Source organism: Streptomyces sp. NPDC001544 (assembly GCF_042894285.1).
Taxonomy (GTDB): Bacteria; Actinomycetota; Actinomycetes; order Streptomycetales; family Streptomycetaceae; genus Streptomyces.
This window is the reverse complement of record NZ_JBIAVN010000006.1, coordinates 189,717-212,993: the sequence shown is the minus strand read 5'-3', so window position 1 is coordinate 212,993 and position 23,277 is coordinate 189,717. Positions and strand designations below refer to the sequence as shown.

Below are 23,277 nucleotides of genomic sequence, written 5' to 3'. Positions count from 1 at the left end.
CAGCCACCGGGCCGCACACGACGACGATGGCCGCACCGCTGCGCTGCACGGGCGGCAGTGACATCAGCCGCTACCGCGGCGGAGCGAACGAGGAGATGCAGTGAGCGTCACGGCAGCCAAGGGATTCACGGCGGCGGGGATCGCCGCCGGGATCAAGGAGAACGGCAACCCGGACCTGGCCCTCGTGGTCAACAACGGGCCGCGCCGCGCCGCCGCCGGTGTCTTCACCTCCAACCGTGTGAAGGCCGCGCCGGTGCTCTGGTCCGAGCAGGTGCTGAAGAGCGGTCAGGTCTCGGCGGTCGTCCTCAACTCCGGTGGCGCCAACGCCTGTACGGGGCCGAAGGGCTTCCAGGACACCCATGCCACCGCCGAGAAGGCCGCCGAGGTCCTCGGCCGGGGCGCCATCGAGGTCGCCGTGTGCTCCACCGGCCTCATCGGTGTACTCCTCCCCATGGACAAGCTGCTGCCGGGCGTGGAGAAGGCCGCCGCCCAGCTCACCGAGCACGGTGGTGAGAAGGCCGCCATCGCCATCAAGACCACGGACACCGTCCACAAGACCTCCGTGGTGACCAAGGGCGGCTGGACCGTCGGCGGCATGGCCAAGGGCGCGGGCATGCTCGCCCCGGGCCTCGCCACCATGCTGGTCGTCCTCACCACCGACGCCGATCTGGACGACGCCACCCTGGACCGGGCACTGCGGGCGGCCACCAGGGTCACCTTCGACCGGGTCGACTCCGACGGCTGCATGTCCACCAACGACACCGTGCTGCTGCTGGCTTCCGGTGCCTCCGAAGTCACCCCGGAATACGAGGAGTTCGCCGAGGCGGTACGCCAGGTCTGCGACGACCTCGGTCAGCAGCTGATCCGCGACGCCGAGGGGGCCAGCAAGGACATCAAGGTCGAGGTGATCAACGCCGCCAGCGAGAACGACGCCGTCGAGGTGGGGCGCTCCATCGCCCGCAACAACCTCCTGAAGTGCGCGATCCACGGCGAGGACCCCAACTGGGGCCGCGTGCTCTCCGCGATCGGCACCACGAGCGCCGCCTTCGAACCCGACCAGCTGAACGTCGCCATCAACGGCGTCTGGGTGTGCAAGAACGGCTCGGTGGGCGAGGACCGCGACCTCGTCGACATGCGCTACCGCGAGGTCCACATCGTCGCCGACCTCGCCGCCGGCTCGGAGACCGCCACCATCTGGACCAACGACCTGACCGCCGACTACGTCCACGAGAACAGCGCCTACTCCTCATGAGCAATGTGACCAGGAAACACACCGCTCTGCCCAAGGCCCAGACCCTCATCGAGGCGCTGCCCTGGCTGGTCCGGCACAACGGCAAGACCGTCGTGATCAAGTTCGGCGGCAACGCCATGATCGACGACGAACTGAAGGCCGCGTTCGCCCAGGACGTCGTGTTCCTGCACCACGCCGGCCTGAAACCGGTCGTCGTGCACGGCGGCGGCCCGCAGATCAGCGCCGCCCTCGACAAGCACGGCATCGTCAGCGAGTTCAGGGCCGGCCTGCGCGTCACCACCGAGGACGCCATGGACGTCGTACGGATGGTGCTCGCCGGGCAGGTGCAGCGCGAGCTGGTCGGCCTGCTCAACCAGCACGGGCCGCTCGCCGTGGGCCTCACCGGCGAGGACGCGCACACCATCACCGCCACCAGACACCAGCCCGAGATCGACGGCGAGTTGGTCGACATCGGGCGGGTGGGAGAGATCACCGACATCGACACGGGCGCGATCGAGGCCCTGCTCGCCGACGGCCGCATCCCGGTCGTCTCGTCGATCGCCCGGAGCCAGGACGACGGACATGTCTACAACGTCAATGCCGATACGGCGGCTGCGGCACTCGCTGCGGCACTGGGCGCCGAAACCCTCATGGTCCTCACCGACGTCGAGGGACTCTACGAGGACTGGCCGAACTCGGACGAGGTGATCAGCCGCCTCACCGCATCCCAACTGGAGAAGCTGCTGCCGGACCTGTCCGCCGGCATGGTGCCGAAGATGGAGGGCTGCCTGCACGCCGTGCGGGGCGGGGTCAACACCGCCCGCGTCATCGACGGCCGGGTCCAGCACTCCATCCTGCTGGAGATCTTCACCGACGAGGGCATCGGCACGATGGTCGTGCCCGACGAGCAAGAGGGGGAGTCGTCATGAGCAACGAGGAACTGACCACACGCTGGCAGGGCGCCCTCATGAACAACTACGGCACCCCGCGGCTGCCCCTCGTGCGCGGCGAGGGCGCCAGGCTGTGGGACGCCGACGGCAACGAGTACGCCGACTTCGTCGGCGGCATCGCGGTCAACGCCCTCGGCCACGCCCACCCGGCCGTCGTGGAGGCGGTGAGCAAGCAGATCGCCTCCCTCGGCCATGTCTCCAACCTGTTCATCGCCGAGCCGCCCGTCGCCCTCGCCGAGCGGCTGCTGCAGCTCTTCGGCCGGGACGGCAAGGTCTACTTCTGCAACTCCGGCGCCGAGGCCAACGAGGGCGCCTTCAAGATCGGCCGGCTGACCGGCCGGACCCACATGGTCGCCACCCAGGGCGGCTTCCACGGCCGGACGATGGGCGCCCTCGCGCTCACCGGCCAGCCCGGCAAGCAGGAACCCTTCCGGCCGCTGCCCGGCGACGTCACCCACGTCCCGTACGGCGACGCGCAGGCACTGGCCGCCGCGGTCACCGAGGAGACCGCGCTCGTCGTCATCGAGCCGATCCAGGGCGAGAACGGGGTCGTGGTCCCGCCCGCCGGATATCTGAAGGCGGCCCGCGCGATCACCGCCTCCACCGGCTCCCTCCTCGTCCTGGACGAGGTGCAGACCGGCATCGGGCGGACCGGTAACTGGTTCGAGTACCAGGCCCACGAGGGAGTCCTGCCGGACGTCGTGACCCTGGCCAAGGGGCTCGGCGGCGGACTGCCGCTCGGCGCCACCGTCGCCTTCGGCCGCGCCGCCGAACTCCTCCAGCCGGGCCAGCACGGGACGACCTTCGGGGGCAACCCGGTCGCCTGCGCCGCCGGCCTCGCCGTCCTCGACACCATCGAGAACGAGGGGCTGCTGGAGAACGTCAAGCGGCAGAGCGAGAAGCTGCGGGGCGGAATCGAGGCGCTGGGCCACTCATTGATCGACCATGTCCGGGGCGCCGGCCTGCTCCTGGGTATCGTGCTCACCGAGCCGCTCGCGCCGCAGGTGCAACAGGCGGCTCAGGAGGCCGGTTTCCTGGTGAACGCGCCCGCCCCCGACGTCGTCCGGCTGATGCCGCCACTGAACCTCGGCGACGACGAGGCGGATGCCCTTATCCGGGCACTGCCCGGCATCCTCGACGCGGTTCACGGGGACGGACGATCCGGAGAATGAGACGACGATGAGTCAGGCGCAGGAGCACGACCAGCCCGGGGGGCCTGCCGTACCGCAGACCCGCACCGCCCGCCACCGCCGGATCGTGGACATCCTCAACCGCAAGCCGGTGCGCTCGCAGAGCCAGCTGGCGAAGCTGCTCGCCGACGACGGGCTGAGCGTCACCCAGGCGACGCTCTCCCGGGACCTCGACGAGCTGAACGCGGTGAAGATCCGCAACACCGAGGGCGACCTGATCTACGCGGTGCCCAGCGAGGGGGGCTTCCGTACCCCTCGGGCGCCGCTGGGGGAGTCGGCGAAGGAGGAGCGGATGCGGCGGCTGTCGCAGGAGCTGCTCATCTCCGCGGAGGCTTCGGCGAATCTGGTGGTTCTGCGTACCCCTCCGGGGGCGGCACAGTTCCTCGCCTCGGCGATCGACCAGGCCGAGCTGCACGACATCCTCGGGACGATCGCGGGGGACGACACGGTGTTGCTGATCAGCCGGGAGCCGACGGGTGGGCAGGCCCTGGCGGAACACTTGCTGAGGCTGGCTCAGAACGGCCACTGAGGGGGGGTGACGGTGGTGTGCCGACCGCGGGCCGGTGGGGACTGGTCGCGCCCACGCGGCGGAGCCGCACATCGACACAGCCCCGCGCCCCTGAGGTCGGTACAGTCGCCCGCGCCGAGCCGCTCGCCCGCCTGGCTGCGCCCACCCGGGCAAGTGAAACCTCCGCCCGAGCAGCAGCCCCGGTCAGCCCAGACGCGCCGCCAACCCCCCGGTGCACCGCACCTCGTCACCCGCGGTGATCAGCAGGGCCTCCACCCCTGGCAGGGACTCCAGCCAGGCCAACCCCTCCCGCGAGCCCATCGCGAACGCGGCCGTGGCCCAGCAGTCCGCCCAGGTCAGTCGGGGCGCCACCACGGTCACGGCGACCAGGTCCGTGACCGCCGACTTCTGTGTGCGGGGGTCGACGATGTGCGCCCCCCGCTCCGCCGTACCGGACGTGGCCACGGCCAGCTCGTCCACTCCGGTGGAGGAGATCACCGCCGCCAGCCCGCCCGGCCGCAACGGATCCGACACCCCGACCCGCCACGGCCGCTGCGGCTCGGGCGCGCCGAGCATCTGGACGTCTCCGCCGCCGTTCACACTCACGCCGTTCACCCCGGCCGCTTGCGAGATCCGCCGCGCGCAGCGCTCCGCGGCCCAGCCCTTGACGACTCCGGTCGGGTCGAGCCGTCCGCCGTACGTCATGCTGAACCAGCCACCGCTGACCCGCTCCGCCTCGGCACCCAGTTCGAGCACCTCGGCGACCTCGGGATCGCAGTCGGCCACGGTCACCTCGCCCCGCACCAGCCGGGACACCTGGCTGTCCTCGCGGTAGGTGCTGAAGACCTCGTCGATCCGGTGCAGGCCGGCGACCGCCTCGTCGAGGGCCGCGCGCACGGCGCGCGGTTCCCCGCCGCGGACGTCGAAGGAGAAGACCGTCCCCATGACCTCCTCCGCGTGCCGCACCGCGGCGGGAGCTTCCGGTGAGTCCGTCACCGTGTCAGCCACCGGCCTGGTCCAGCGCGGACTGGAGGGACTGTTTGTACCCGGTGCTGGTGTAGGTCGCCCCCGACACGGAGTCGATGTTCGCGGTCCCGGCGGCCACGGCCTCCTGGTTGAGCTTGGGCACGGACAGCGCGGTCTTCTGGTCGCTGGTGCCGCCCTTGGGCGCCTGCACCGCCTCCGCCTTGGTGATCTTGCCGTTCGCGAGGGTGACCCGGACCTGGACCTGCCCGTACGGGGTCTGGGCGGCCTTGCCGGTGACGGTACGGCTCGCCTGGGCCGCGCCGCCGCCGGCGGAGGACGACGACCCGCCGCCGCTCTGCGCGGACGACGCCTTCACCTTGTCCAGCGCCGACTGCAGCGACTTCTTGTACCCGGTGCTGGTGTAGGTCGCCCCGGACACGGAGTCGATGTTCGCGGTGCCGGCGGCCACGGCCTCCTGGTTGAGCTTGGGCACGGACAGCGCGGTCTTCTGGTCGCTGGTGCCGCCCTTGGGCGCCTGCACCGCCTCCGCCTTGGTGACCTTGCCGTTCGCGACGGTCAGGCGCACCTGGACCGGGCCGTACTGGGTCTGCGCCACGTCACCGGTGACGGTGCCGGTCCCGGCGGCCGCCGCGCCGCCCTGCGGTGCCTCCTGTCCCGCCGCGGGCTGCTGCGGGGCCGCGCCGGCCGCGGACGCGGAGGCCGGGTCCGTGGACGGCTTCAGCGACAGCAGCAGTACGACACCGGACACGGTGGCCGCGGTCGCGAGCATGACGCGCCGAACGGGGTGGCTCTTCCTCATGGTTGCTGGGCTCCTGATTTCCCGTGGGTTTCCCGACGATTCCCGTCGCTCACATCTCGAACGACTCGTGATGGATGCGGCGGGCGGGAACCCCCGCGCCGCGCAGTGCTTCGTACACGCCCTGCGCGAATCCGGGCGGACCGCACATGAAGACGTCGTGGTTCTCTATGTCCGGGATCTTCCGCTGGAGGTTCTCCGCGGAGATGTCCGGCCGCTCGCCCTCCGGGCTGTTGACCGCGTACATCAGCCTGGCACCGCGCTCCTTGGCGATGAGGGCCAGCTCGTCCCACAGGGCCAGGTCCTGGGTGGTGTTGGCGCGGTAGAGCAGGGTGATGTCCCCGGCCCCGCCCGGCAGCGTCTCGAACAGGGTGCGCATCGGCGTGATGCCGACCCCGCCCGCGACCAGCAGCACCTTGCCGCGGCTGCGCCGCTGGGCGGTCATCGCGCCGTACGGGCCCTCGGCCCACACCCGGGTGCCGGGCGTGAGCTCGCGCAGCCGGGCGGTGTGGTCGCCGATCGCCTTCACCGTGATCCGCAGCATGTCCGGGCGGGGCGGCGCGGACAGCGAGTACGGGTGGGAGCTGAACCGCATCCCCGGGGCCAGGAACCGCCACCGGAAGAAGTGGCCGGCCTCCGCGCCCATCCGGTGCAGCTTCCGCCCGCCGATCAGCACCGACACGATGCCCGGCGTCTCCTCGATGACCGCCTCGACCCGCATGCGGTGCCGCAGGTTCAGCCGGATCGGGGTGATGATGCGGTACCAGACCACCAGCGCGGTGACCGTGCCGTACAGGGCGTACCAGAAGGTCTTCGCGGTCGGTTCGATCGCGAAGTCGTTGCCGGTGGTGATCTGGTGCCAGAAGGTCAGGAACACCGCGGCGTAGGTGAACACGTGCACGTGGTACCAGGCGTCGTACGGCAGCCTGCGGCGGACCACACCGATCGAGGTGAGACCGATGACCACGAACAGGCCCGTGCCGATGGCCGCCTTGCCCATGTCCGGGAGCTGGTTGATGGAGTCGATGGTCTGCTGGACGATGTCGCCGAGCGATTTGCCCGCCTGCAGCGCGTAGCCCCACATGATGAGGAAGACGTGCGCGAACACCAGGCAGAGGGTGTACCGGCCGCTCATCGCGTGCCAGCGGGCCACCCGGTCAGAGCCCACCCGGCGCTCCAGCGCGGGCACCCGGGCCATCTGCAGCACGACCAGGGCCATCAGATACCCGGCGAGCAGACCGGTGATCCGGCCGGCGTTGAGGATCTTGCTGTTGTCGTCGGCGATGTTCGGCGTGTTGTGCCACCACAGCCACAGCACGCCCGCCGCACCCGCCCAGACGGCGAGCAGCAGCGGGACGGCCGGGGAGCGGCGCGGACGGATGCGGCGCATCGTCTGGCGGCGGGCGGCACGTCCGCCTGCGATCGTGGTGGTCACTGTTCCTCCGTGGGGACTTGACCCTTGGCCCACAGATACGTGCCGTGACGGCCGAGTGTTCAGACGCCCACCGAGTCCAGTGCGGACTGGAGTGACTGGCGGTAACCCTCACTCGTGTACGTGGCACCCGAGACGGTGTCGATGTCGGCACTCTGCGCGGCCAGTGCCTCGCGCCGCAGCTGGGGGATGGCGTAGCTGTTGATCTCCTGGTCGCGCGGGTTCTCCGTGGGGTAGGTCACCGCGGTCACCTCGGTGAGCTTGCCGCCCTTCACGGTGATCCGCACCTGGACGGGGCCCCAACGGGTCTGGACCGTGTCGCCGGTGGCGGTCCTGGTGCCGGTGGAGCTCGATCCGCTGGAGCCCTTCGATCCGCCCGACCCGCTGGAGCCGCCGGGCCCGCCGGGGGACGCGCTCGCGCTGCTCGACGGCGCCGGGGACGACGCGCTCACCGTGATACCGGGACTCTCGTGCGGCTTCAGCGACAGCAGCAGCACCATCCCGGAGACGGTGGCGGCGCTGGCCAGCACGATGCGGCGCAGGGGGCGGTTCTTCCTCAAAGCGTGCACTTCCACTGCCTCACAGCTCGAACGACTCGTGGTGGATACGCCGGTCCGGGACCCCGGCGGCGCGCAGTTCCCGGTACAGCTCCTGGGCGAAGCCGTGTGGTCCGCAGATGTACACGTCGTGCTCGGCGAGACCGGGAACCGTGGCGGCCAGCGCCTCGGCCGTGAGCCTCGGGCGCTCGCCCCGCGGTCCGTTGAGCGCGTACAGCACCCTCGCCCCGCGCCAGTTCGCGATCGCCTCCAGTTCGCGGCCCAGGGCGAGGTCCTCGGCCGTACGGGCCCGGTAGAGAAGGGTGACGTCGCCGGGCAGCGTCTCGAAGAGCGCCCGCAGGGGGGTGATGCCGACGCCGGCCGCGATCAGCAGCGACCGGTGGGTGGTGGCCCGGTCGGCGGTCATGGAGCCGTAGGGGCCCTCCGCCCACACCCGGGTGCCCGGGCGCAGCAGCGGAACCGCCGCGCTGTGGTCGCCCAGCGCCTTGACCGTGATCCGCATGAGGTCCGGGCGGGGCGGCGCGGACAGTGAGTACGGCGTCGACGTCCAACCCATGCCCTCGCCGAGGAACCGCCACCGGAAGAACTGGCCCGGCCGCGCGTCCAGCTCGTCCAGCCGCCGCCCGTGCACCACGACCGAGTACACGCCCGGCGCCTCCTCGTGCACGGACTCCACCCGCAGCCGGTGCCGCCGGTTGAGCCGCACCGGCGCCAGGATCCGGTACCAGATCACCAGTGCGGCCACGCCCAGGTACAGGGCGTACCAGGCGGCCGTGGAGAACGGCTTGCCGTTGAAGTCGTTGCCCAGCGAAAGCTGGTGGAAGAAGGCCAGGAAGACGGCGGCGTACGTGAGCAGGTGGACGTAGTACCAGAACTCGTAGCTGGTCCGGCGGCGCACGGCCCGCGCGGAGGTGATGCCGACCGCGAACAGGATCACCGTGCCGGCCGTCGCCATCAGCATGTCCGGGTAGTCCAGGATCACCGTGACCGTCTCGTGCAGGATCGAGGCGCGGTCCTGTGCGGCGTACCCGGTCAGGATCAGCACGACGTGGGCGACGAGCAGGCAGACCGTGTACCTGCCCGCCATGGCGTGCCAGCGGGCCACCCGGTCCGAGCCGATCCGCCGCTCCAGCAGCGGCACCCGGGCCATCAGCCCGACCAGGACCGCGCACGAGTAGCCGCACAGCAGCCCGGCGATCCGCCCGGCCCCGGTCAGCCAGCCCTCGGTGCCGACCACCGAGCCGGTGTCCGCCCACCACAGGACCAGCACGGCCGCCGCGCCCGCCCACAACAGGGCGAGCAGCGGGCCCGCGGGGGAGCTGCGGGGAGCGGGCGCCACAGGGGGCGCCGTCCGCCGCTCGTACACGGTGGTCATGAGGCGTTCCTTTCTGCCGTTCGTAGGCAACTGTGCGGGGCGGACCTCTGAGACAGCTCTGAGCAGGCCCTTCTCTCAGCGCACTCAGAGGAAACTCAGAGCCAGGGCGGTCACCTGCCGCACCGCGCAGGGGCGATCCTGGAAGGGAGATGAACACGACCCGCTCAGGCCGCCCGGCCCTCACCCGACCCGACGGCACGCCGCTGCGCGTCCTCGTCGTCGACGACGACCCCGACCTCGCCGAGGTGCTCACCGGCGCGCTGCGCTACGAGGGCTGGGAGGTGCGCGCGGCCGGGGACGGCGCCTCGGCGGTCGCCACCGCGCGCGAGCTCATGCCCGACGCCGTCGTCCTTGACGTGATGCTCCCGGACACCGACGGCTTCGCCGTGCTGCGTACGCTGCACCAGGTGAAGCCCGACGTCTGTGTACTCTTCCTCACCGCCCGGGACGCGGTGGAGGACCGTATAGCGGGCATCACGGCGGGCGGCGACGACTACGTCACCAAGCCCTTCAGCCTGGAGGAGGTCGTCGCCCGGGTGCGCGGCCTGCTGCGCCGCGCGGGCATGGCCCGGCAGCAGGACGAGGGGCCGCGGCTCGTCGTCGGCGATCTCGTCATGGACGAGGAGTCCCGTGAGGTGACCCGGGGCGGGGAACTGATCGAGCTCTCCCCGACCGAGTTCGAGCTGCTGCGCTTCCTGATGCGCAACCCGCGCCGCGTGCTCAGCAAGACGCAGATCCTCGACCGCGTGTGGTCCTACGACTTCGGCGGCCGGGCCCATGTCGTCGAGCTGTACATCTCCTACCTGCGCAAGAAGGTGGACGTGGGACGCGATCCCATGATCCACACGGTGCGCGGGGCGGGCTATGTGCTCAAGCCGGTGGTCAAGTGAGGTACCCGCGCCGCCTGCCCCGTCCCCGTACCCTGCGGGCCCGGCTCACCGTCGGCCTGGTGGTGCTGCTGGCGGTCAGCTGCGCCGCGGTCGGGCTCGCCGCGGTGGTGGAGCTGAACGGCTTCCTCACCCAGCGCCTGGACCAGCAGCTCGAACAGGTCGGTGCCCGGTTCCCGCAGAGCCTGGAGCACGGCGGCAAACTTCCGGACGACCACGACGGCGACGAGCACGGCGACGACCGCAGGCAGGCGACGGGCACCTTCGGCGCGCGCCTGGTGGACGGGAAGGTCACCAACGCGGCCGTCGTCCGTCCCGGCGGCATCGAGAACGTGATCGGCGAGCTGACCGGCAGGGACAGGAAGCAGCTCACGGCGGTCGACACCGACGGCCAGGCCCACACCGTCGAACTCGCACCCCTGGACGACTACCGGGTCTACGCGGCCCAGGGCCTCGACGGCGACGTCCTGATCGTCGGCCTGCCCCTGGAGCCGGTACAGGCCGCCGTCCACCGCCTGGAACTGGTCGCCGGGATCGTGTTCGGGCTCGCCCTGGCCGCCACCGGCGTGATCGGCGCCCTCTGGGTGCGCTGGTCGCTGCGGCCGCTGAGCCGGGTCGCGGCGACCGCCGCCCGGGTCAGCGAGCTGCCGCTCGCCAGCGGCGAGGTCATCATGCCCTCGCGCGCCCCCGAGGCGGACCCGCACAGCGAGGTCGGCCGGGTCGCGGCGGCCTTCAACCGCATGCTGGGCCATGTCGAGGACGCCCTGACCAAACGGCACGCCAGCGAGGAGCGGCTGCGCAGCTTCGCGGCCGACGCCAGCCACGAGCTGCGCACCCCGGTCGCCTCCGTGCGCGGCCACGCCGAGCTCGCCCTGCTGCACCCAGGGCCGGTCCCGCCGGCGGTCACCCGGGCGCTCGGCCGGATCGCCGCCGAGTCGTCCCGGATGGGCGAGATGGTCGACGACCTGCTCCTGCTGGCCCGTCTGGACGCCGGCCGCCCGCTCGAACGTCTCCCCGTCGACCTCACCCACCTCGTCCTGGACGCCGTCACCGACGCCCGCGCGGCCGGTCCCGACCACCGCTGGACCATGGAACTCCCCGAGGACCCGGTGACCGTGACCGGCGACGCCCACCGCCTTCACCAGGTGCTGGGCAACCTGCTGGCCAACGCCCGTCTGCACACCCCCGCGGGCACCAAGGTGACGGTGTCCCTGGAGACCGACGGCGCGGTGGCCCGCCTGCAGGTCCACGACGACGGCCCCGGCGTCCCCGAAGAGGTCCAGCCGGGAGTCTTCGAACGCTTCACCCGGGCCGAACACCGCCGCCGCACGGACGCTTCCGGGGGCGGAGCCGGGCTGGGGCTGGCGATCGTGGCGGCGGTGGTGGAGGCGCACGGGGGGAGCGTGGGGCTGGAGAGCAGGCCGGGGTCGACGACGTTCACGGTGCGGCTGCCCCTGGGCGACGTCAGTACCGGGTGATGTCCGTCGGACCGTCCTGCGTGCCCACGGCGATGTGCGGCGCTCTGCGGGGGTCGGCCCAGGCGAGGATCCGCCGCATCGCCTCCTCGGGAACCGACACACAGCCGGCCGTCGCGCCCGGGCCGTCGACGTGCAGGAAGATCCCGGCGCCCCGTCCTCGTACCGGCTGCCGGTAGTTGAACCCGATGACGAGCGCGTGCGCGTACTGCCCCCGGTAGTCGACGAGGTGCTCGGACTCGCCGGCCCGGCAGTCGGCGGCCAGGGGTTCGGTCCACCGGTTGTAGGCGGCGGAGTCGTTGTCCTGGCACCACCAGGAGTCCGGGTGGACCGGGCGGTACGGCATCCTGGTGCCGGCCGGTGCCGCCTCGGTGCCGAAGGCGAACGGCAGGTCGTACAGGCCGGTCGGCGTCGTCTTGGTGCCCTGTTGCCGGGCGGTCCCTTCGACGAGCCCCTTCGCGCCGAAGCGGGCGGGGGCAGAACCCGCCCGCACCCACCGCCCGTTTTGCAGGTCCCACCAGACGAGCGTGCCCGTCGTCGCATCGGTGCCCGCCGCCTGAGCCGTGACCAGCTGGGTCCCGCCCCCGGTGTCCGCCATCCGGGCGGGCAGCGGAGCGGGGCAGCCGCCGGACGCGGCACCGATCAGGAACACGGACGCGGACGCGAGGGCGACTGCAACGGGGCGCATGGTTCAGACGGTAGAGGGCGGCAGTGGCAACGGCAGCCCGGGTAGTCCGTCCAGGCTGGTGGCCACGTGGTCCTTCTTGCGGAAGTACTCGCTCAGTGAGGCGTCGTCCTCGCGGGCGAAGCGCTTTGCGTGCAGGTCGCGGTCCGTCTCGTACGACATGAAGGGCACCGCGTAGCCGCAGGTGTCCCGGACGAGTTCCGCGTGCACGACGATGATCGCGCGCAGGCCGTGCGGCGTCGGGTCGATGCCGGGGAAGTGGGTGAGGAGCTCCCCGAAGCGGGGGTCGTCGCGGAAGACCGGTTCGCCCCGGCCGTGCACCCGCACGATGTTCGGCGGGCCCTGGAAGGCGCACCACATCAGGGTGATCCGCCCGTTCTCGCGCAGGTGTGCGATGGTCTCCGCGTTGGACCCGGCGAAGTCGAGATACGCCACGGTGTGCTCGTCGAGCACCGCGAAGGAGCCCTTGAGGCCCTTGGGGGAGAGGTTGACCGTGCCGTCGCCGGAGAGCGGGGCGGTCGCGGTGAAGAAGAGGGGTTGTTCCTCGATGAACGTGCGGAGCCTGCCGTCTATGCGCTCATAGGTCTTTCCCATGACTGCTGATTATCGGTGAACCCCGCTCGGCTGTACGAGACCTCGCGGCCGGCCACCAGGGCCGCCCCGGCCGGCGTCACTCGGGGCGGCCCCGGCTGCCTGTCACCTCACTTGTTGAGGGTGCAGGCGGCCAGCGCGTCCAGGCCGGTCGGCTTGGTCCCCTTGCGGCCGATGGCGGTGGCGATGCGGTCGACCGTGGACTTCCGCTTGTCGGCCAGCGGGCCGAGGATCGCGTTCTGCACGAAGTTCGGACCGCCCTGACCCACCGTGTCCTGCAGGCGCTTGTTGGCCTCGGCGATCTGCGTCTGCAGCAGCGTGAGGTTGCGGTCCACCTCGGCCTGCGCGGAGGCGGGGATGTCGGCCGGGAGCTGCGACTTCACGTCGGGGCAGCTGATGGTGCCCGCCGCGGCGGCACCGGCGTTGCCCGCGTTGCCGCCCGCGTTCTGGTTCGCGTTGGCCCCGTTGTTCGCCTTGGCACCGCCCGCGTTGGCGTTGGCGTTCCCACCCGCGTTGGCGTTGCCGTTCGCGTTCCCCTTCGCGCCGCCCGCGTTGGCGTTGGCGTTCACGCCGCCCCCGTTCAGCGTGCACGTCGCGAGGGCGTCCAGGCCGGTCGGCTTGGTCCCCTTGCGGCCGATGGCGGTGGCGATGCGGTCGACCGTGGACTTCCGCTTGTCGGCCAGCGGGCCGAGGATCGCGTTCTGCACGAAGTTCGGACCGCCCTGGCCGACCGTGTCCTGCAGGCGCTTGTTGGCCTCGGCGATCTGCGTCTGCAGCAGGGTGAGGTTGCGGTCCACCTCGGCCTGCGCGGAAGCGGGGATGTTGGCCGGGAGCTGCGACTTCACGTCGGGGCAGGTGATCGTGCCGGGACTGGCCAGCGTACGGGCGTTCGTGCTGCCGCTGTTGCCGTTGCTGTCGTCGGGCGTCCCGGCGAGAGCGGAGCCCGCGATGATCGCGCCGGACAGCGCGACGGCGGCGGCACCGCCGATGATCGCGACGCGACGCTTGTTGTACTTCGGAAGAGCCCTGGACATGCGGATGCCTCACTTGGGTCAGGAGTGGGATTACTAACGCGGCGCCAGCGTTCGGAGATCAGTACGCGAAAGCGGTTTCGTTTGTTCAACGCGTCCGTCGATCTCTTTCAGATTGACGAATCATGCAGTGCTCTGCATACTCATGCATAACGTGGTCACCACCTTCGAGGAGCAACCCACAGTGAGCAGCAACAGCGGTGACGTACGGCTCTGGGGCGGCCGTTTCGCCGACGGTCCCGCCGAGGCCCTGGCGAAGCTGTCCGCATCCGTCCACTTCGACTGGCGGCTCGCGCCCTACGACATCGCCGGTTCGCGTGCCCACGCGCGCGTGCTGCACAAGGCGGAGCTGCTCACCGGTGAGGAACTCACCCGGATGCTCGCCGGACTCGACCAGCTCGAGGCCGATGTCGCATCCGGCGCCTTCGTCGGCACGATCGCCGACGAGGACGTCCACACCGCCCTGGAACGCGGCCTTCTGGAGCGCCTCGGCCCCGAACTCGGCGGCAAGCTGCGCGCGGGCCGCTCCCGCAACGACCAGGTCGCCACCCTCTTCCGGATGTACCTGCGCGACCACGCCCGGATCATCGGCGGTCTGATCGCCGATCTCCAGGACGCGCTGATCGGCCTGGCCGAGGCCCACCCGGACGTGGCGATGCCCGGCCGCACCCACCTCCAGCACGCCCAGCCCGTACTCTTCGCCCACCATGTCCTCGCGCACGTGCAGTCCCTGTCCCGGGACGCCGAGCGGCTGCGGCAGTGGGACGAGCGGACCGCGGTGTCGCCGTACGGCTCCGGCGCCCTGGCGGGCAGCAGCCTCGGCCTGGACCCGGAGGCCGTCGCAGAAGACCTCGGATTCGAGCACGGCAGCGTCGGCAACTCCATCGACGGCACGGCCTCCCGGGACTTCGTCGCCGAGTTCGCCTTCATCACGGCGATGATCGGGGTCGACCTGTCCCGGATCTCCGAGGAGATCATCATCTGGAACACGAAGGAGTTCTCCTTCGTGACCCTGCACGACGCGTTCTCCACCGGCTCGTCGATCATGCCGCAGAAGAAGAACCCGGACATCGCGGAGCTGGCGCGTGGCAAGTCGGGCCGCCTGATCGGCAATCTCACGGGTCTGATGGCCACGCTGAAGGCCCTGCCGCTCGCCTACAACCGGGACCTCCAGGAGGACAAGGAGCCGGTCTTCGACTCCTGCGACCAGCTGGAGGTGCTGCTCCCCGCCTTCACCGGCATGATCGCCACCCTCACGGTCCACCGCGAGCGCATGGAGGAGCTGGCCCCGGCCGGCTTCTCGCTCGCCACCGACATCGCGGAGTGGCTGGTCAAGCAGGGCGTGCCGTTCCGTGTCGCGCACGAGGTGGCCGGCGAGTGCGTGAAGGCAGCCGAGGCCGAGGGCAAGGAGCTGGACGAGCTGACGGACGAGCAGTTCGCCAAGATCAGCACCCACCTCACCCCCGAGGTGCGCTCGGTCCTCAACGTCCCCGGCGCCCTCGCCTCCCGCAGCGGCCGCGGCGGCACGGCACCCAGCGCCGTCGCCGTCCAGCTGGCCGAGGTCAGGGCGGACGTGGCTGCGCAGCACGCCTGGGCGGACGCCAAGAACAAGCGGTAGTGCCCGAAGGGTGAACCCCCGCCTCCCCGGGCAGGCAGGGAGGCGGGGGAACCATGGAGAACAACGCACCGGGAAGTCGTCGGCTGCTGAGCAGATTCCGCGCCGCTCTCGCGCTCTGCGTCCTGCTGGCGGGCTTGAGCCCGGCACCTCGGTCCCACGGCCGCGACGGTTTCGGCTGGGCCTTCGTCAACGAACTCGCTCTCTTGGCGGCGGCCGGTGTCGCCGTGCCCTTCTCTTACGACCTGTTCCAGCGGGACGCCGAACGGCAGACGTTCCTCCAGGAGTTGGCCGGGGTCATCGACGAGCGGCTGCCTGTCGGCAACCAAGGCCACGGCCTGACTGTCCACGCCGAGGGGCGGTCGGCCCCCGGGCCGGCTTCCTCGAAGGGGCACAGGAGGAGATCGTCGAGGTCGGGGTGGCCCTGCGCAGCTTGACGAGCCTGTTCGTCTCCCGCCCGGCCCGCGACTTCACCGAGCCGGTGCGCCGACTGCTGAGCCGTGGCGTGCGGATCACCTGTCTGGTGGCCGACCCGGAGTCGGCGCTGACCACCGAGTACGCCCGCAGTATCGGCGACCCCGACCTGCACGCCCGGGCAGCCGAGTCCGCCCGTCAGCTGGTAGGAGTCGCACGGGACTTCGCCGCCGAAGGCCACCCCGGACGGATGGAGGTGCGCTTCACCCGGCAGCTGCCCACGTGCTACCTGTCCCTCGTCGACCCCGACCTGGACACAGGGCGCTGCCGTACCTCTCCCTGCCTGGCCGGCGTTCGGAGAGCGGAATCGCCCATGCTCGACATCGTCCGAGCGCACCAGCCGCAGATGTTCGAGCGCTATGCGGCACACGTGCGGCATGCACGGGAGGACAGCAGGCCGTTGGGCCCGGACGCGTAGCGGCTCGCGGGTGTCCCGGGAGCCCGCTGTGTCCGCCGTCACCCGGCGGGTTACGTTGGTCCGGAGCAGCAAGGAGCCGACCGAACGGAGCCCCCCGATGCCCTTCGACCGACTGGCCTCGGCCACGACTCCGACCTGCCACATCGGCCTGGGTCTGGCCGCCGTCGGCCGGCCCGGTTACATCAACCTCGGCCGTGAGCAGGACCTGCCCGCCGAACGCACCGTCGAGGCCCTGCGCGAGCGCACCCACCAGCTCCTGGACGCCGCCTACGCCCAGGGCGTCCGCTATTTCGACGTCGCCCGCTCCTACGGCCGCTCCGAGGAGTTCCTCGCCGACTGGCTGAGTGCCCGGCCGGACGCCGACGACGTGGTCGTGGGCAGCAAGTGGGGCTACACGTACACCGCGGGCTGGTCCGCCGACGCCGAGCGGCACGAAATCAAGGACCACACCCTCGCCACCTACGAGCGGCAGCGCGCCGAGACCGCCGGGCTGCTCGGCGACCGGCTCGACCTCTACCAGATCCACTCGGTGACCCCGGACAGCCCCGCTCTCGCCGACAAGGAGCTGCACGCCAGGCTCGCCGAGGCCGCCGCGCAGGGCCTCACCGTCGGGTTCTCCACCAGCGGACCCGCCCAGGCCGACGCCATCCGCGCCGCCCTGGCCGTCACCGTCGACGGCGAACCCCTCTTCCGTACGGTCCAGTCGACGTACAACGCGCTGGAGACCTCCGCCGACGCCGCGCTCGCCGAGGCGCACGAAGCCGGCCTCACCGTGATCGTCAAGGAGGGCATGGCCAACGGCCGGCTCGCCGAGCCGCACGCGCCCGAGGAACTGAAGGCAGTGGCCGCGGCGACCGGCCTGGGCTGCGACGCGGTCGCGCTGGCGCTGATCCTCCGTCGGCCGTGGGCCGGGGTGGTCCTCTCCGGCGCGGCCACCCTCGACCAGCTCGCCTCCAACCTGCACGCCGCCGTCGTGGACCTCGACGAGGACCAGCTGGCCCGACTCGCCACGCTGGTCGAGGAGCCGCGAGCGTACTGGGAGCACCGCGGCCGGCTCCCCTGGCACTGATCGAATTCCCCGGCTGACCAGCGCTGATGAGTCACGCATGATGCGCATGAGACAGCAATGTCTCATGCGAGCTATGCTTGTCTCATGGCTGTCGACCGTGACCAGGTGCTGCGCAGCGCAGCCGCCCTGCTGACCCGCAGATCCACCGCGACCATGGACGAGGTCGCCAAGGCCGCCGGGATCAGCCGAGCCACCCTGCACCGCCACTTCGCCGGGCGCGACGCCCTCGTGCGGGCGTTGGAGGCGCTCGGCATCGAGGAGTGCGACGCCGCGCTGGACGGCGCACGGCTCGACGAGGGCACGGCCGAGGAAGCCCTGCGCCGGTTCGTGAAGGAGATCGAACCGGCCGCCGGACTGCTCGCCTTCCTCTACACCGAGAACCAGCTCTTCGAGGGCGAGGAGCAGAACGAGGGCTGGTCCCGGCTCGACGACCGCGTCTGCGCCCTGTTCCGGCGCGGTCAGCTCAGCGGCGAGTTCCGCATCGACCTCACCCCCGCATGGCTGACCGAGGCCCTCTACGGCCTGCTGGCCTCCGGCATCTGGGTCGTGCAGAGCGGCAAGGGCGCCCCCAAGGACTTCCATCACATGATCGTCGAGCTGCTGCTCGGCGGCGCGCTACGGAGAGAGGAACCATGACCAGCACCCTGCGGCCGGCGAGCGTGACACGGGAGGGGGAGAAGCGTCCGGGCCGCTGGCTCGCGCTCTCCGTCCTCGTGCTCGCCGTGCTGCTGGTGGCCGTGGACGCCACCGTCCTCGGCCTCGCCACCCCGTACATCAGCGAGGACCTGAGGCCCACCGGCACCCAGCTGCTGTGGATCGGTGACGTCTACTCCTTCGTCATCGCCGGTCTGCTGGTCTCCATGGGCAGCCTCGGCGACCGCATCGGCCGCAAGCGGATCCTGCTCGGCGGCGCGACCGCGTTCGGCGCGATATCCGTCCTCAACGCCTACGCCACCACGCCGGAGCTGATGATCCTGGCGCGGGCGCTGCTCGGGGTCGCGGGCGCCACGCTGATGCCCGCCACGCTCGCCCTGATCCGCACCCTCTTCCACGACCCGCGCGAACGCAGCCTCGCCGTCGGCATCTGGGGCGCCACCGCCTCCGCGGGCACGGCGGTCGGCCCCGTCGCGGGTGGTTTCCTGCTCGAGCACTTCTGGTGGGGCTCGGTGTTCCTCATCAACCTGCCGGTGATGGCGGTGCTCGTCCTCGTCGGCATCCGCACGCTCCCCGAGTACCGCGACCCGAGCCCCGGCCCCTGGGACCTGATCAGCGTCGCCCTGTCCCTGGTCGGCATGATCGGCCTGGTGTACGCGGTGAAGGAGGCCGCCACCCACGGCTTCACACGTGCCACGCTCGGCGTGGGCCTGCTGGGCGCGGCCGCCCTCTACGGGTTCGTACACCGCCAGCTCACCGTTCCGGCCCCGCTGCTGAACATGCGCCTCTTCCGCGACCGGGGTTTCAGCGGTGCGGTCGTGGCCGACCTGCTCACCGTCCTCGGCCTGTCCGGGCTGGTGTTCTTCCTCTCCCAGTACCTGCAACTCGTCCAGGGCCGGCACCCGTTCGAGGCAGGGCTGGCCGAACTGCCCGGCGGCATCGGCGCGGTGGTGGCCGGACTGGTCGCGGGCCGAGCGGCCCGGCGCCTCTCGGTCCGTGCCGTCGTCTCCGGCGGCCTCGCGGCCATGGGGCTCGCCCTGGCCGCGCTGACGACGTCGACCCGGTCGACCGGCTACCCGCTCATCGGCGCCGCGCTGCTGGTCGTCGGTGTCGGCGCGGGTTTCTCCTTCACCGTCACCGCCGACGTCATCCTCGCCTCGGTCCCCAAGGAACAGGCGGGCGCCGCGTCGGCGGTGTCCGAGACGGCCTACGAACTCGGCGCCGCCCTGGGCATCGCCCTGCTCGGCTCGATCATGACGGCGGCGTACCACGACTTCACCGCCCCGGCGGGCACCCCCGAGGCGGCACACGAGTCACTGGGCGCGGCGGTGCGGGCGGCAGCGGATCTGCCACCCCACACCGCCGAGCCCCTCCTGGCCGCGGCCCGCGACTCCTTCGTACAAGGCCTGCACCTGGCATCGGGCGCGGGCTCAGCAGTCCTGCTGGCCACGGCGGTAGGCGCGTGGTTCCTGCTGAAGGAGCAGAGCCTTGAGGACGCCGGGTGACGGGGAGCGCCCTTAAGGGGCGCGGGGAACTGCGCGACAAGCCCCCACGCACCCGCACTGAATTTGATTGCCGAACCGCCGGAGGCGCTAGGCGGCTTTCGCCTTCGTCGCATACATGTCCACGTACTCCTGCCCGGAAAGCCGCATGACCTCGGCCATCACGGAATCGGTCACGGCCCGGAGCACATACCGGTCCCGGTCCATGCCCTCGTAGCGCGAGAACTCCATCGCCTCACCGAAGCGGACGGTGACACGGCCGGGCCGCGGCATGCCCCGCCCGCCCGGCTGCAACTTGTCCGTGCCGATCATCGCGAAGGGAACCACCGGCGCCCCGGTCATCAGCGTCAGCCGCGCGATACCGGTACGTCCCCGGTAGAGACGGCCGTCGGGCGACCGCGTGCCCTCGGGGTAGATGCCGAAGATCTTCCCCTCCTCCAGCACCCGCCGTCCGGTCATCAGCGCGGCCACGCCACCCCGCCCGCCGTCACGGTCCACGGGGATCATGCCGACGCCGGTGAAGAACCACGCCATCAGCCGGCCCTTGAGGCTCGTGCCGGTGACGTACTCGTCCTTGCCGATGAAGAAGACCTGACGGTCGCACACCAGGGGCAGGATCATCGAGTCGATGAACGTGAGGTGGTTGCCGGCCAGGATGACCGGGCCGTCGCCCGGGATGTGCTCCACGCCCTCCACCTGTGGGCGGAACATCAGGCGCATGATCGGTCCGAGCACTGCCTTGATGAGCGCGAAGCGGGACAACGGTTCCTCCGATGTCAAGGGGCCGGTATATGTCTGTGCAGGTGAGGACGATACTCGCGGGTCGCTGCGAAGCGCACATCGGGCGCGTCCGGTTCACCGATGTCTTACGCACTGTTGACGCTGGTTTACCTGCGGTACCGCGCCGACGGCCGCCCGTAACGCGACCGCGACGATGTGACGGACCTCGCTCGCTTCGGCCTCGGCCGGGCGCGTACCCGGGGTACGCCGACCGAAGCGGACGGGCTGTCAGATGCCGCCGTTTCTAGGCCATCCGGCGTCACCCACCTGTTCGGACCAAGGTCTCCCGCGAGTCATGTCCACGACCCTACGATCGGCCCGCACCGATGGGCGGACGGCTGGAGGGCCCTCATGGAAACCCGGAACTCGAACGGGCGGGACTCGAACGAGCGGGACGCGAACGGACAGGCGCACGGCACCGGACGGCGGGCGCTGCTCGGTGCCGCGGTGCTCGGCGCGGGCGGAGCCGCCCTCGGGCTGCCCGGCGTGGCCAGAGCCGCCGACGGGAGGGCGGCCGGACACCACGGCGCGGGTCTGAAGAGCCTGCCCGTGCCGACGATCATCGGTCACCGGGGCGCCAGCGGCTACCGGCCCGAGCACACCTTCGGCTCGTACCAGCTGGCCCTGGACCTCGGCGCGGACGTCGTCGAGGCGGGCGACCTGGTGCCCACCAAGGACGGTCATCTCGTCTGCCGCCACGAGCCGGAGATCGGCGGCACCACGGACGTCGCCTCCCACCCGGAGTTCGCCGGCCGCAGGACCACCAAGGTCCTCGACGGGGTCTCCACCACCGGCTGGTTCACCGAGGACTTCACGCTCGCCGAGCTGAAGACGCTGCGCGCGGTCGAGCGCATCCCGGCCAACCGCCCGCACAACACCCTCTACAACGGGCGCTGGGAGATCCCCACGTTCGAAGAAGTCCTGAAATGGCAGGACGAACAGACCCGCAAGCGCGGCAAGCAGGTGTTCATCTACCCCGAGACCAAACACCCGACGTACTTCCGCAAGCTGGGCCTCGGCCTGGAGGAGCGGGTGGCCAAGCTGCTGCGCAAGTACGGCAAGGACAAGCGGAACTCGCCGGTCATCCTGCAGTCCTTCGAGCCGAGCAGCATCCAGCGTCTGAACACCCTGGTCGACAACCCTCTCGTCGTGCTGCTCTCCGCGGCGGACAGCCGTCCCTGGGACTTCGTCGAGGCGGGCGATCCGCGCACGGTGGCCGATCTCATCACGCCGAAGGGCCTCAGGGAGATCGCCGGTTACGCACAGGGCATCGGTCCGACCCTGGACCTGGTCATCCCCAAGGACGCGAACGGCAAGCTCACCACGCCGACCACCCTGGTCAAGGACGCTCACGCCGTGGGGCTGATCCTGCATCCGTACACCATGCGCAACGAGAACCCCTTCCTGCCCGCCGAGTTCCGCAAGGGCAGCGGCGCCGACGCCTACGGTGACGCGTTCGGTGCGTTCAAGGCGTACTTCGCGACCGGCATCGACGGTGTGTTCACCGACAACGCCGACACCGGTGTCCTCGCCCGCGCGGACTTCGTCAACGGCTGACCCGCCCGGCCCCCGTTCGGGGAGACTCACGGCCGCCCCGGCAACCTGCGCCCGGGGTGGCCGCGTCGCACTGCACATGACGCACGACCTGGTTGCCTCCCTGCGCCCGCTCCTCACCGCCGAAGCCTGCGCCGAGGCGCATGCCGCCGGAGCCGAGCCGGGCGACCTGGAACAGGCGGTCTGGCTCCGCCTTCTGGAGCGGCTGGAGACGGACGGGCCGCCGGCCGATCCGCAGGGCTGGCTGCGCAGGGCCGTCCGTGCCGAAGCGCGCCGCAGCCGTCGTACGACCCGTCACGAACGCCCGTACGGCGACGAACCCGCCGACGACAGCGGTCGCGGCCCGGAGCAACTGGCGCTCGCCGCGGCCCGGCGGCGTGCCCTGCGCGACGCGGTGCGCCGGCTTCCGGGCCGCTGTCCCCGGCTGATGGAGGTCCTGCTGTCGGCACGGGATCTCACCTACCGGGAGATCGCGGGGGAGTTGGGTATCTCACAGGGCAGTCTCGGCCCGGAACGTTCCAGATGTCTGGGATGTCTTCGACGTTTGCTGGCGCCGGAGGTTGCGGCCCGCGAAGTGCGGGGATAGGAGTGAGGAACGACCGGTGATCAGGTGAGCGGGAGGCGTGCGCACATGGGCATGAGCGTGACCATCTCGGTGGCGACCGAGCAGGACGCGGAGCAGATCTTCAAGCTCCAGTACCTGTGTTTCCAGAGTGAGGCCGCGCTGTACGGCAACTACCGCATCGACCCGCTCGTCCAGAGCCTCGACTCGGTCCGCCAGGAGGTCGTCTCCGACTGCGTCTTCGTCGCGCGGCTCGGGGACGAGGTGGTCGGCTCGGTGCGCGGCCGGATCACCGAGGACGGCGAGGCCTGCATCAGCAGGCTCTGCGTCCACCCGCGCCTGCAGGGCCACGGCATCGGCGCCCGGCTGCTGCGCGCGGCCGAGGAGGCCCTGGCCCAGGAGCGCGGCGCCACGAGGTTCCGCCTGCACACCGGCCGCCGCAGCGAGGGCAACCTCCGCCTGTACCGCCGGGTCGGCTACCAGACGGTGGGTACGTCCAAGGGCACCGACGGAGTCGAGATGATCGTCCTGGAGAAGCAGGCCGGGACGTACGCGGCTACGGCGTGACCGTGCGGGACTTCCGCAGCCAGTAGATCGCGGACAGCGGCAGCAGCACCGGGATGAAGACGTAGCCCATGCCGTAGTCGGACCAGACGGTCGCGTCCGGGAAGGCCGACGGCTCGACCACGGTCCACGTACCGACGATCAGCACCCCCGCCAGCTCGGCGGCACAGCACACCAGTGCCGCCCTGCGGGCCGTCTCCCCACCGCGTACCAGCGTGTACGTGATGAAGCCGTAGACGACACCGGCCACCGCCGACAGCGAGTAGGCGAGCGGCGCCCGGCCGAAGTCCGTCGCGATCTGGTACGCGGAACGGGACACCGCGCCGACCACCATCACGCCGTAGAACCAGACGAGCAGCATCCCCGGACCGCTGATGAGCCGCGTCCGCG

The 23,277-nt window shown here is 71.2% G+C and carries 25 protein-coding genes; 15 read left to right on the top strand and 10 right to left on the bottom strand.

Going from position 1 to position 23,277, the window contains the following annotated elements; all coding sequences use genetic code 11:
• Positions 1-100: 100 nt before the first annotated feature.
• Genes argJ through ACFY0F_RS18200 form a run of 4 tightly spaced genes read left to right on the top strand, consistent with a single transcriptional unit; the run spans position 101 to position 3,900 of the window.
• Complete coding sequence (gene argJ, locus ACFY0F_RS18215) at positions 101-1,252, top strand: bifunctional glutamate N-acetyltransferase/amino-acid acetyltransferase ArgJ (RefSeq protein ID WP_388794616.1); 1,152 nt, start codon at positions 101-103, stop codon at positions 1,250-1,252.
• Positions 1,249-2,160: an acetylglutamate kinase gene (gene argB / locus ACFY0F_RS18210; protein ID WP_388794613.1), complete on the top strand. Its 912-nt coding sequence runs from the start codon at positions 1,249-1,251 to the stop codon at positions 2,158-2,160. Before argJ ends, argB begins: the two co-directional genes overlap by 4 nt.
• Positions 2,157-3,353 (top strand): acetylornithine transaminase, encoded by a 1,197-nt coding sequence (locus tag ACFY0F_RS18205; RefSeq protein ID WP_388794610.1) that lies wholly within the window; start codon positions 2,157-2,159, stop codon positions 3,351-3,353. The genes argB and ACFY0F_RS18205 overlap by 4 nt, the downstream gene beginning before the upstream one ends.
• 7 nt (positions 3,354-3,360) lie before the next feature.
• A complete protein-coding gene (locus ACFY0F_RS18200) occupies positions 3,361-3,900 on the top strand; it encodes an arginine repressor (RefSeq protein WP_388794607.1) in 540 nt (179 codons plus the stop codon).
• A gap of 183 nt (positions 3,901-4,083) precedes the next feature.
• Here ACFY0F_RS18200 and ACFY0F_RS18195 read toward each other — a convergent pair whose 3' ends face one another.
• The 5 genes from ACFY0F_RS18195 to ACFY0F_RS18175 are packed head-to-tail and all read right to left on the bottom strand — an operon-like array spanning position 4,084 to position 9,026.
• Complete coding sequence (locus ACFY0F_RS18195) at positions 4,084-4,887, bottom strand: FAD:protein FMN transferase (protein ID WP_388794604.1); 804 nt, start codon at positions 4,885-4,887, stop codon at positions 4,084-4,086.
• Positions 4,880-5,665 (bottom strand): FMN-binding protein, encoded by a 786-nt coding sequence (locus tag ACFY0F_RS18190; protein ID WP_388794601.1) that lies wholly within the window; start codon positions 5,663-5,665, stop codon positions 4,880-4,882. The genes ACFY0F_RS18195 and ACFY0F_RS18190 overlap by 8 nt, the downstream gene beginning before the upstream one ends.
• 49 nt (positions 5,666-5,714) lie before the next feature.
• Positions 5,715-7,097: a ferric reductase-like transmembrane domain-containing protein gene (locus ACFY0F_RS18185; protein WP_388794598.1), complete on the bottom strand. Its 1,383-nt coding sequence runs from the start codon at positions 7,095-7,097 to the stop codon at positions 5,715-5,717.
• Between the two features lie 59 nt (positions 7,098-7,156).
• Positions 7,157-7,663, bottom strand: a complete 507-nt coding sequence (locus tag ACFY0F_RS18180; protein WP_388794595.1) for an FMN-binding protein — start codon at positions 7,661-7,663, stop codon at positions 7,157-7,159.
• 10 nt (positions 7,664-7,673) lie between these two features.
• Positions 7,674-9,026: a ferric reductase-like transmembrane domain-containing protein gene (locus tag ACFY0F_RS18175; protein ID WP_388794592.1), complete on the bottom strand. Its 1,353-nt coding sequence runs from the start codon at positions 9,024-9,026 to the stop codon at positions 7,674-7,676.
• Positions 9,027-9,175: 149 nt separating this feature from the next.
• Here ACFY0F_RS18175 and ACFY0F_RS18170 point away from each other — a divergent pair, with 149 nt between their 5' ends.
• Together ACFY0F_RS18170 and ACFY0F_RS18165 are read left to right on the top strand one after the other, a co-directional pair.
• A complete protein-coding gene (locus ACFY0F_RS18170) occupies positions 9,176-9,916 on the top strand; it encodes a response regulator transcription factor (protein ID WP_388794589.1) in 741 nt (246 codons plus the stop codon).
• A complete protein-coding gene (locus ACFY0F_RS18165) occupies positions 9,913-11,391 on the top strand; it encodes a sensor histidine kinase (RefSeq protein WP_388794586.1) in 1,479 nt (492 codons plus the stop codon). Before ACFY0F_RS18170 ends, ACFY0F_RS18165 begins: the two co-directional genes overlap by 4 nt.
• Here ACFY0F_RS18165 and ACFY0F_RS18160 read toward each other — a convergent pair.
• The 3 genes from ACFY0F_RS18160 to ACFY0F_RS18150 form a co-directional block, all read right to left on the bottom strand.
• Positions 11,378-12,076 carry a L,D-transpeptidase gene (locus ACFY0F_RS18160; RefSeq protein ID WP_388794583.1) on the bottom strand — a complete coding sequence of 233 codons (699 nt, stop codon included), beginning with the start codon at positions 12,074-12,076 and terminating at the stop codon, positions 11,378-11,380. The two genes, ACFY0F_RS18165 and ACFY0F_RS18160, sit on opposite strands and share 14 nt — an antisense overlap.
• Positions 12,077-12,079: 3 nt before the next feature.
• Entirely contained in the window at positions 12,080-12,667 is a 588-nt protein-coding gene (locus tag ACFY0F_RS18155) for a pyridoxamine 5'-phosphate oxidase family protein (RefSeq protein WP_388794580.1), read from the bottom strand.
• 107 nt (positions 12,668-12,774) lie between these two features.
• Positions 12,775-13,698, bottom strand: coding sequence for a hypothetical protein (locus ACFY0F_RS18150; protein WP_388794577.1), 924 nt, complete (start codon positions 13,696-13,698; stop codon positions 12,775-12,777).
• Between the two features lie 181 nt (positions 13,699-13,879).
• Here ACFY0F_RS18150 and argH point away from each other — a divergent pair, with 181 nt between their 5' ends.
• The 6 genes from argH (at position 13,880) to ACFY0F_RS18120 (ending at position 19,430) form a co-directional block, all read left to right on the top strand.
• On the top strand, positions 13,880-15,313 hold the full coding sequence (argH, locus tag ACFY0F_RS18145; protein WP_388794574.1) for an argininosuccinate lyase: 1,434 nt from the start codon (positions 13,880-13,882) through the stop codon (positions 15,311-15,313).
• A gap of 53 nt (positions 15,314-15,366) precedes the next feature.
• Positions 15,367-15,747 (top strand): hypothetical protein, encoded by a 381-nt coding sequence (locus ACFY0F_RS18140; RefSeq protein WP_388794571.1) that lies wholly within the window; start codon positions 15,367-15,369, stop codon positions 15,745-15,747.
• The gene (locus ACFY0F_RS18135) at positions 15,744-16,202 is read left to right on the top strand and encodes a hypothetical protein (protein WP_388794568.1); all 459 of its coding nucleotides are present in this window, start codon (positions 15,744-15,746) and stop codon (positions 16,200-16,202) included. Before ACFY0F_RS18140 ends, ACFY0F_RS18135 begins: the two co-directional genes overlap by 4 nt.
• A 97-nt stretch (positions 16,203-16,299) precedes the next feature.
• Positions 16,300-17,271 carry an aldo/keto reductase gene (locus ACFY0F_RS18130; RefSeq protein ID WP_388794565.1) on the top strand — a complete coding sequence of 324 codons (972 nt, stop codon included), beginning with the start codon at positions 16,300-16,302 and terminating at the stop codon, positions 17,269-17,271.
• 84 nt (positions 17,272-17,355) lie between these two features.
• Positions 17,356-17,907 carry a TetR/AcrR family transcriptional regulator gene (locus ACFY0F_RS18125; RefSeq protein ID WP_388794561.1) on the top strand — a complete coding sequence of 184 codons (552 nt, stop codon included), beginning with the start codon at positions 17,356-17,358 and terminating at the stop codon, positions 17,905-17,907.
• On the top strand, positions 17,904-19,430 hold the full coding sequence (locus ACFY0F_RS18120; RefSeq protein WP_388794558.1) for an MFS transporter: 1,527 nt from the start codon (positions 17,904-17,906) through the stop codon (positions 19,428-19,430). Before ACFY0F_RS18125 ends, ACFY0F_RS18120 begins: the two co-directional genes overlap by 4 nt.
• 87 nt (positions 19,431-19,517) lie before the next feature.
• Here the strand turns inward: ACFY0F_RS18120 and ACFY0F_RS18115 are convergent, their stop codons facing one another.
• Positions 19,518-20,189: a lysophospholipid acyltransferase family protein gene (locus ACFY0F_RS18115; protein WP_388795256.1), complete on the bottom strand. Its 672-nt coding sequence runs from the start codon at positions 20,187-20,189 to the stop codon at positions 19,518-19,520.
• A 369-nt stretch (positions 20,190-20,558) separates the two neighbouring features.
• On the opposite strand from ACFY0F_RS18115, the gene ACFY0F_RS18110 reads away from it, so the two are divergent.
• The 3 genes from ACFY0F_RS18110 to ACFY0F_RS18100 all read left to right on the top strand — a co-directional run bounded on the left by ACFY0F_RS18110 (position 20,559) and on the right by ACFY0F_RS18100 (position 22,890).
• Positions 20,559-21,764: a glycerophosphodiester phosphodiesterase gene (locus ACFY0F_RS18110; RefSeq protein WP_388794555.1), complete on the top strand. Its 1,206-nt coding sequence runs from the start codon at positions 20,559-20,561 to the stop codon at positions 21,762-21,764.
• 76 nt (positions 21,765-21,840) lie between these two features.
• Positions 21,841-22,347: an RNA polymerase sigma factor gene (locus ACFY0F_RS18105; protein WP_388794552.1), complete on the top strand. Its 507-nt coding sequence runs from the start codon at positions 21,841-21,843 to the stop codon at positions 22,345-22,347.
• A 45-nt stretch (positions 22,348-22,392) separates the two neighbouring features.
• Positions 22,393-22,890 carry a GNAT family N-acetyltransferase gene (locus ACFY0F_RS18100; RefSeq protein ID WP_388794549.1) on the top strand — a complete coding sequence of 166 codons (498 nt, stop codon included), beginning with the start codon at positions 22,393-22,395 and terminating at the stop codon, positions 22,888-22,890.
• On the opposite strand, the gene ACFY0F_RS18095 is transcribed toward ACFY0F_RS18100, so the two are convergent.
• Complete coding sequence (locus ACFY0F_RS18095) at positions 22,880-23,248, bottom strand: hypothetical protein (RefSeq protein WP_388795253.1); 369 nt, start codon at positions 23,246-23,248, stop codon at positions 22,880-22,882. The two genes, ACFY0F_RS18100 and ACFY0F_RS18095, sit on opposite strands and share 11 nt — an antisense overlap.
• Between the last annotated feature and the right edge of the window lie 29 nt (positions 23,249-23,277).

Excerpts from the sequence above, each read along its gene's own strand:
- ACFY0F_RS18130 (WP_388794565.1), top strand. The coding sequence starts at position 16,300 with ATGCCCTTCGACCGACTGGCCTCGGCCACGACTCCGACCTGCCACATC.
- ACFY0F_RS18205 (WP_388794610.1), top strand. The coding sequence starts at position 2,157 with ATGAGCAACGAGGAACTGACCACACGCTGGCAGGGCGCCCTCATGAAC.
- ACFY0F_RS18155 (WP_388794580.1), bottom strand. The coding sequence starts at position 12,667 with ATGGGAAAGACCTATGAGCGCATAGACGGCAGGCTCCGCACGTTCATC.
- ACFY0F_RS18110 (WP_388794555.1), top strand. The coding sequence starts at position 20,559 with ATGGAAACCCGGAACTCGAACGGGCGGGACTCGAACGAGCGGGACGCG.
- ACFY0F_RS18175 (WP_388794592.1), bottom strand. The coding sequence starts at position 9,026 with ATGACCACCGTGTACGAGCGGCGGACGGCGCCCCCTGTGGCGCCCGCT.
- ACFY0F_RS18100 (WP_388794549.1), top strand. The coding sequence starts at position 22,393 with ATGGGCATGAGCGTGACCATCTCGGTGGCGACCGAGCAGGACGCGGAG.
- ACFY0F_RS18160 (WP_388794583.1), bottom strand. The coding sequence starts at position 12,076 with ATGCGCCCCGTTGCAGTCGCCCTCGCGTCCGCGTCCGTGTTCCTGATC.
- ACFY0F_RS18150 (WP_388794577.1), bottom strand. The coding sequence starts at position 13,698 with ATGTCCAGGGCTCTTCCGAAGTACAACAAGCGTCGCGTCGCGATCATC.
- ACFY0F_RS18190 (WP_388794601.1), bottom strand. The coding sequence starts at position 5,665 with ATGAGGAAGAGCCACCCCGTTCGGCGCGTCATGCTCGCGACCGCGGCC.
- ACFY0F_RS18120 (WP_388794558.1), top strand. The coding sequence starts at position 17,904 with ATGACCAGCACCCTGCGGCCGGCGAGCGTGACACGGGAGGGGGAGAAG.
- ACFY0F_RS18095 (WP_388795253.1), bottom strand. The coding sequence starts at position 23,248 with ATGCTGCTCGTCTGGTTCTACGGCGTGATGGTGGTCGGCGCGGTGTCC.
- ACFY0F_RS18200 (WP_388794607.1), top strand. The coding sequence starts at position 3,361 with ATGAGTCAGGCGCAGGAGCACGACCAGCCCGGGGGGCCTGCCGTACCG.
- argB (WP_388794613.1), top strand. The coding sequence starts at position 1,249 with ATGAGCAATGTGACCAGGAAACACACCGCTCTGCCCAAGGCCCAGACC.
- ACFY0F_RS18170 (WP_388794589.1), top strand. The coding sequence starts at position 9,176 with ATGAACACGACCCGCTCAGGCCGCCCGGCCCTCACCCGACCCGACGGC.
- ACFY0F_RS18125 (WP_388794561.1), top strand. The coding sequence starts at position 17,356 with ATGGCTGTCGACCGTGACCAGGTGCTGCGCAGCGCAGCCGCCCTGCTG.
- ACFY0F_RS18105 (WP_388794552.1), top strand. The coding sequence starts at position 21,841 with ATGACGCACGACCTGGTTGCCTCCCTGCGCCCGCTCCTCACCGCCGAA.
- ACFY0F_RS18140 (WP_388794571.1), top strand. The coding sequence starts at position 15,367 with ATGGAGAACAACGCACCGGGAAGTCGTCGGCTGCTGAGCAGATTCCGC.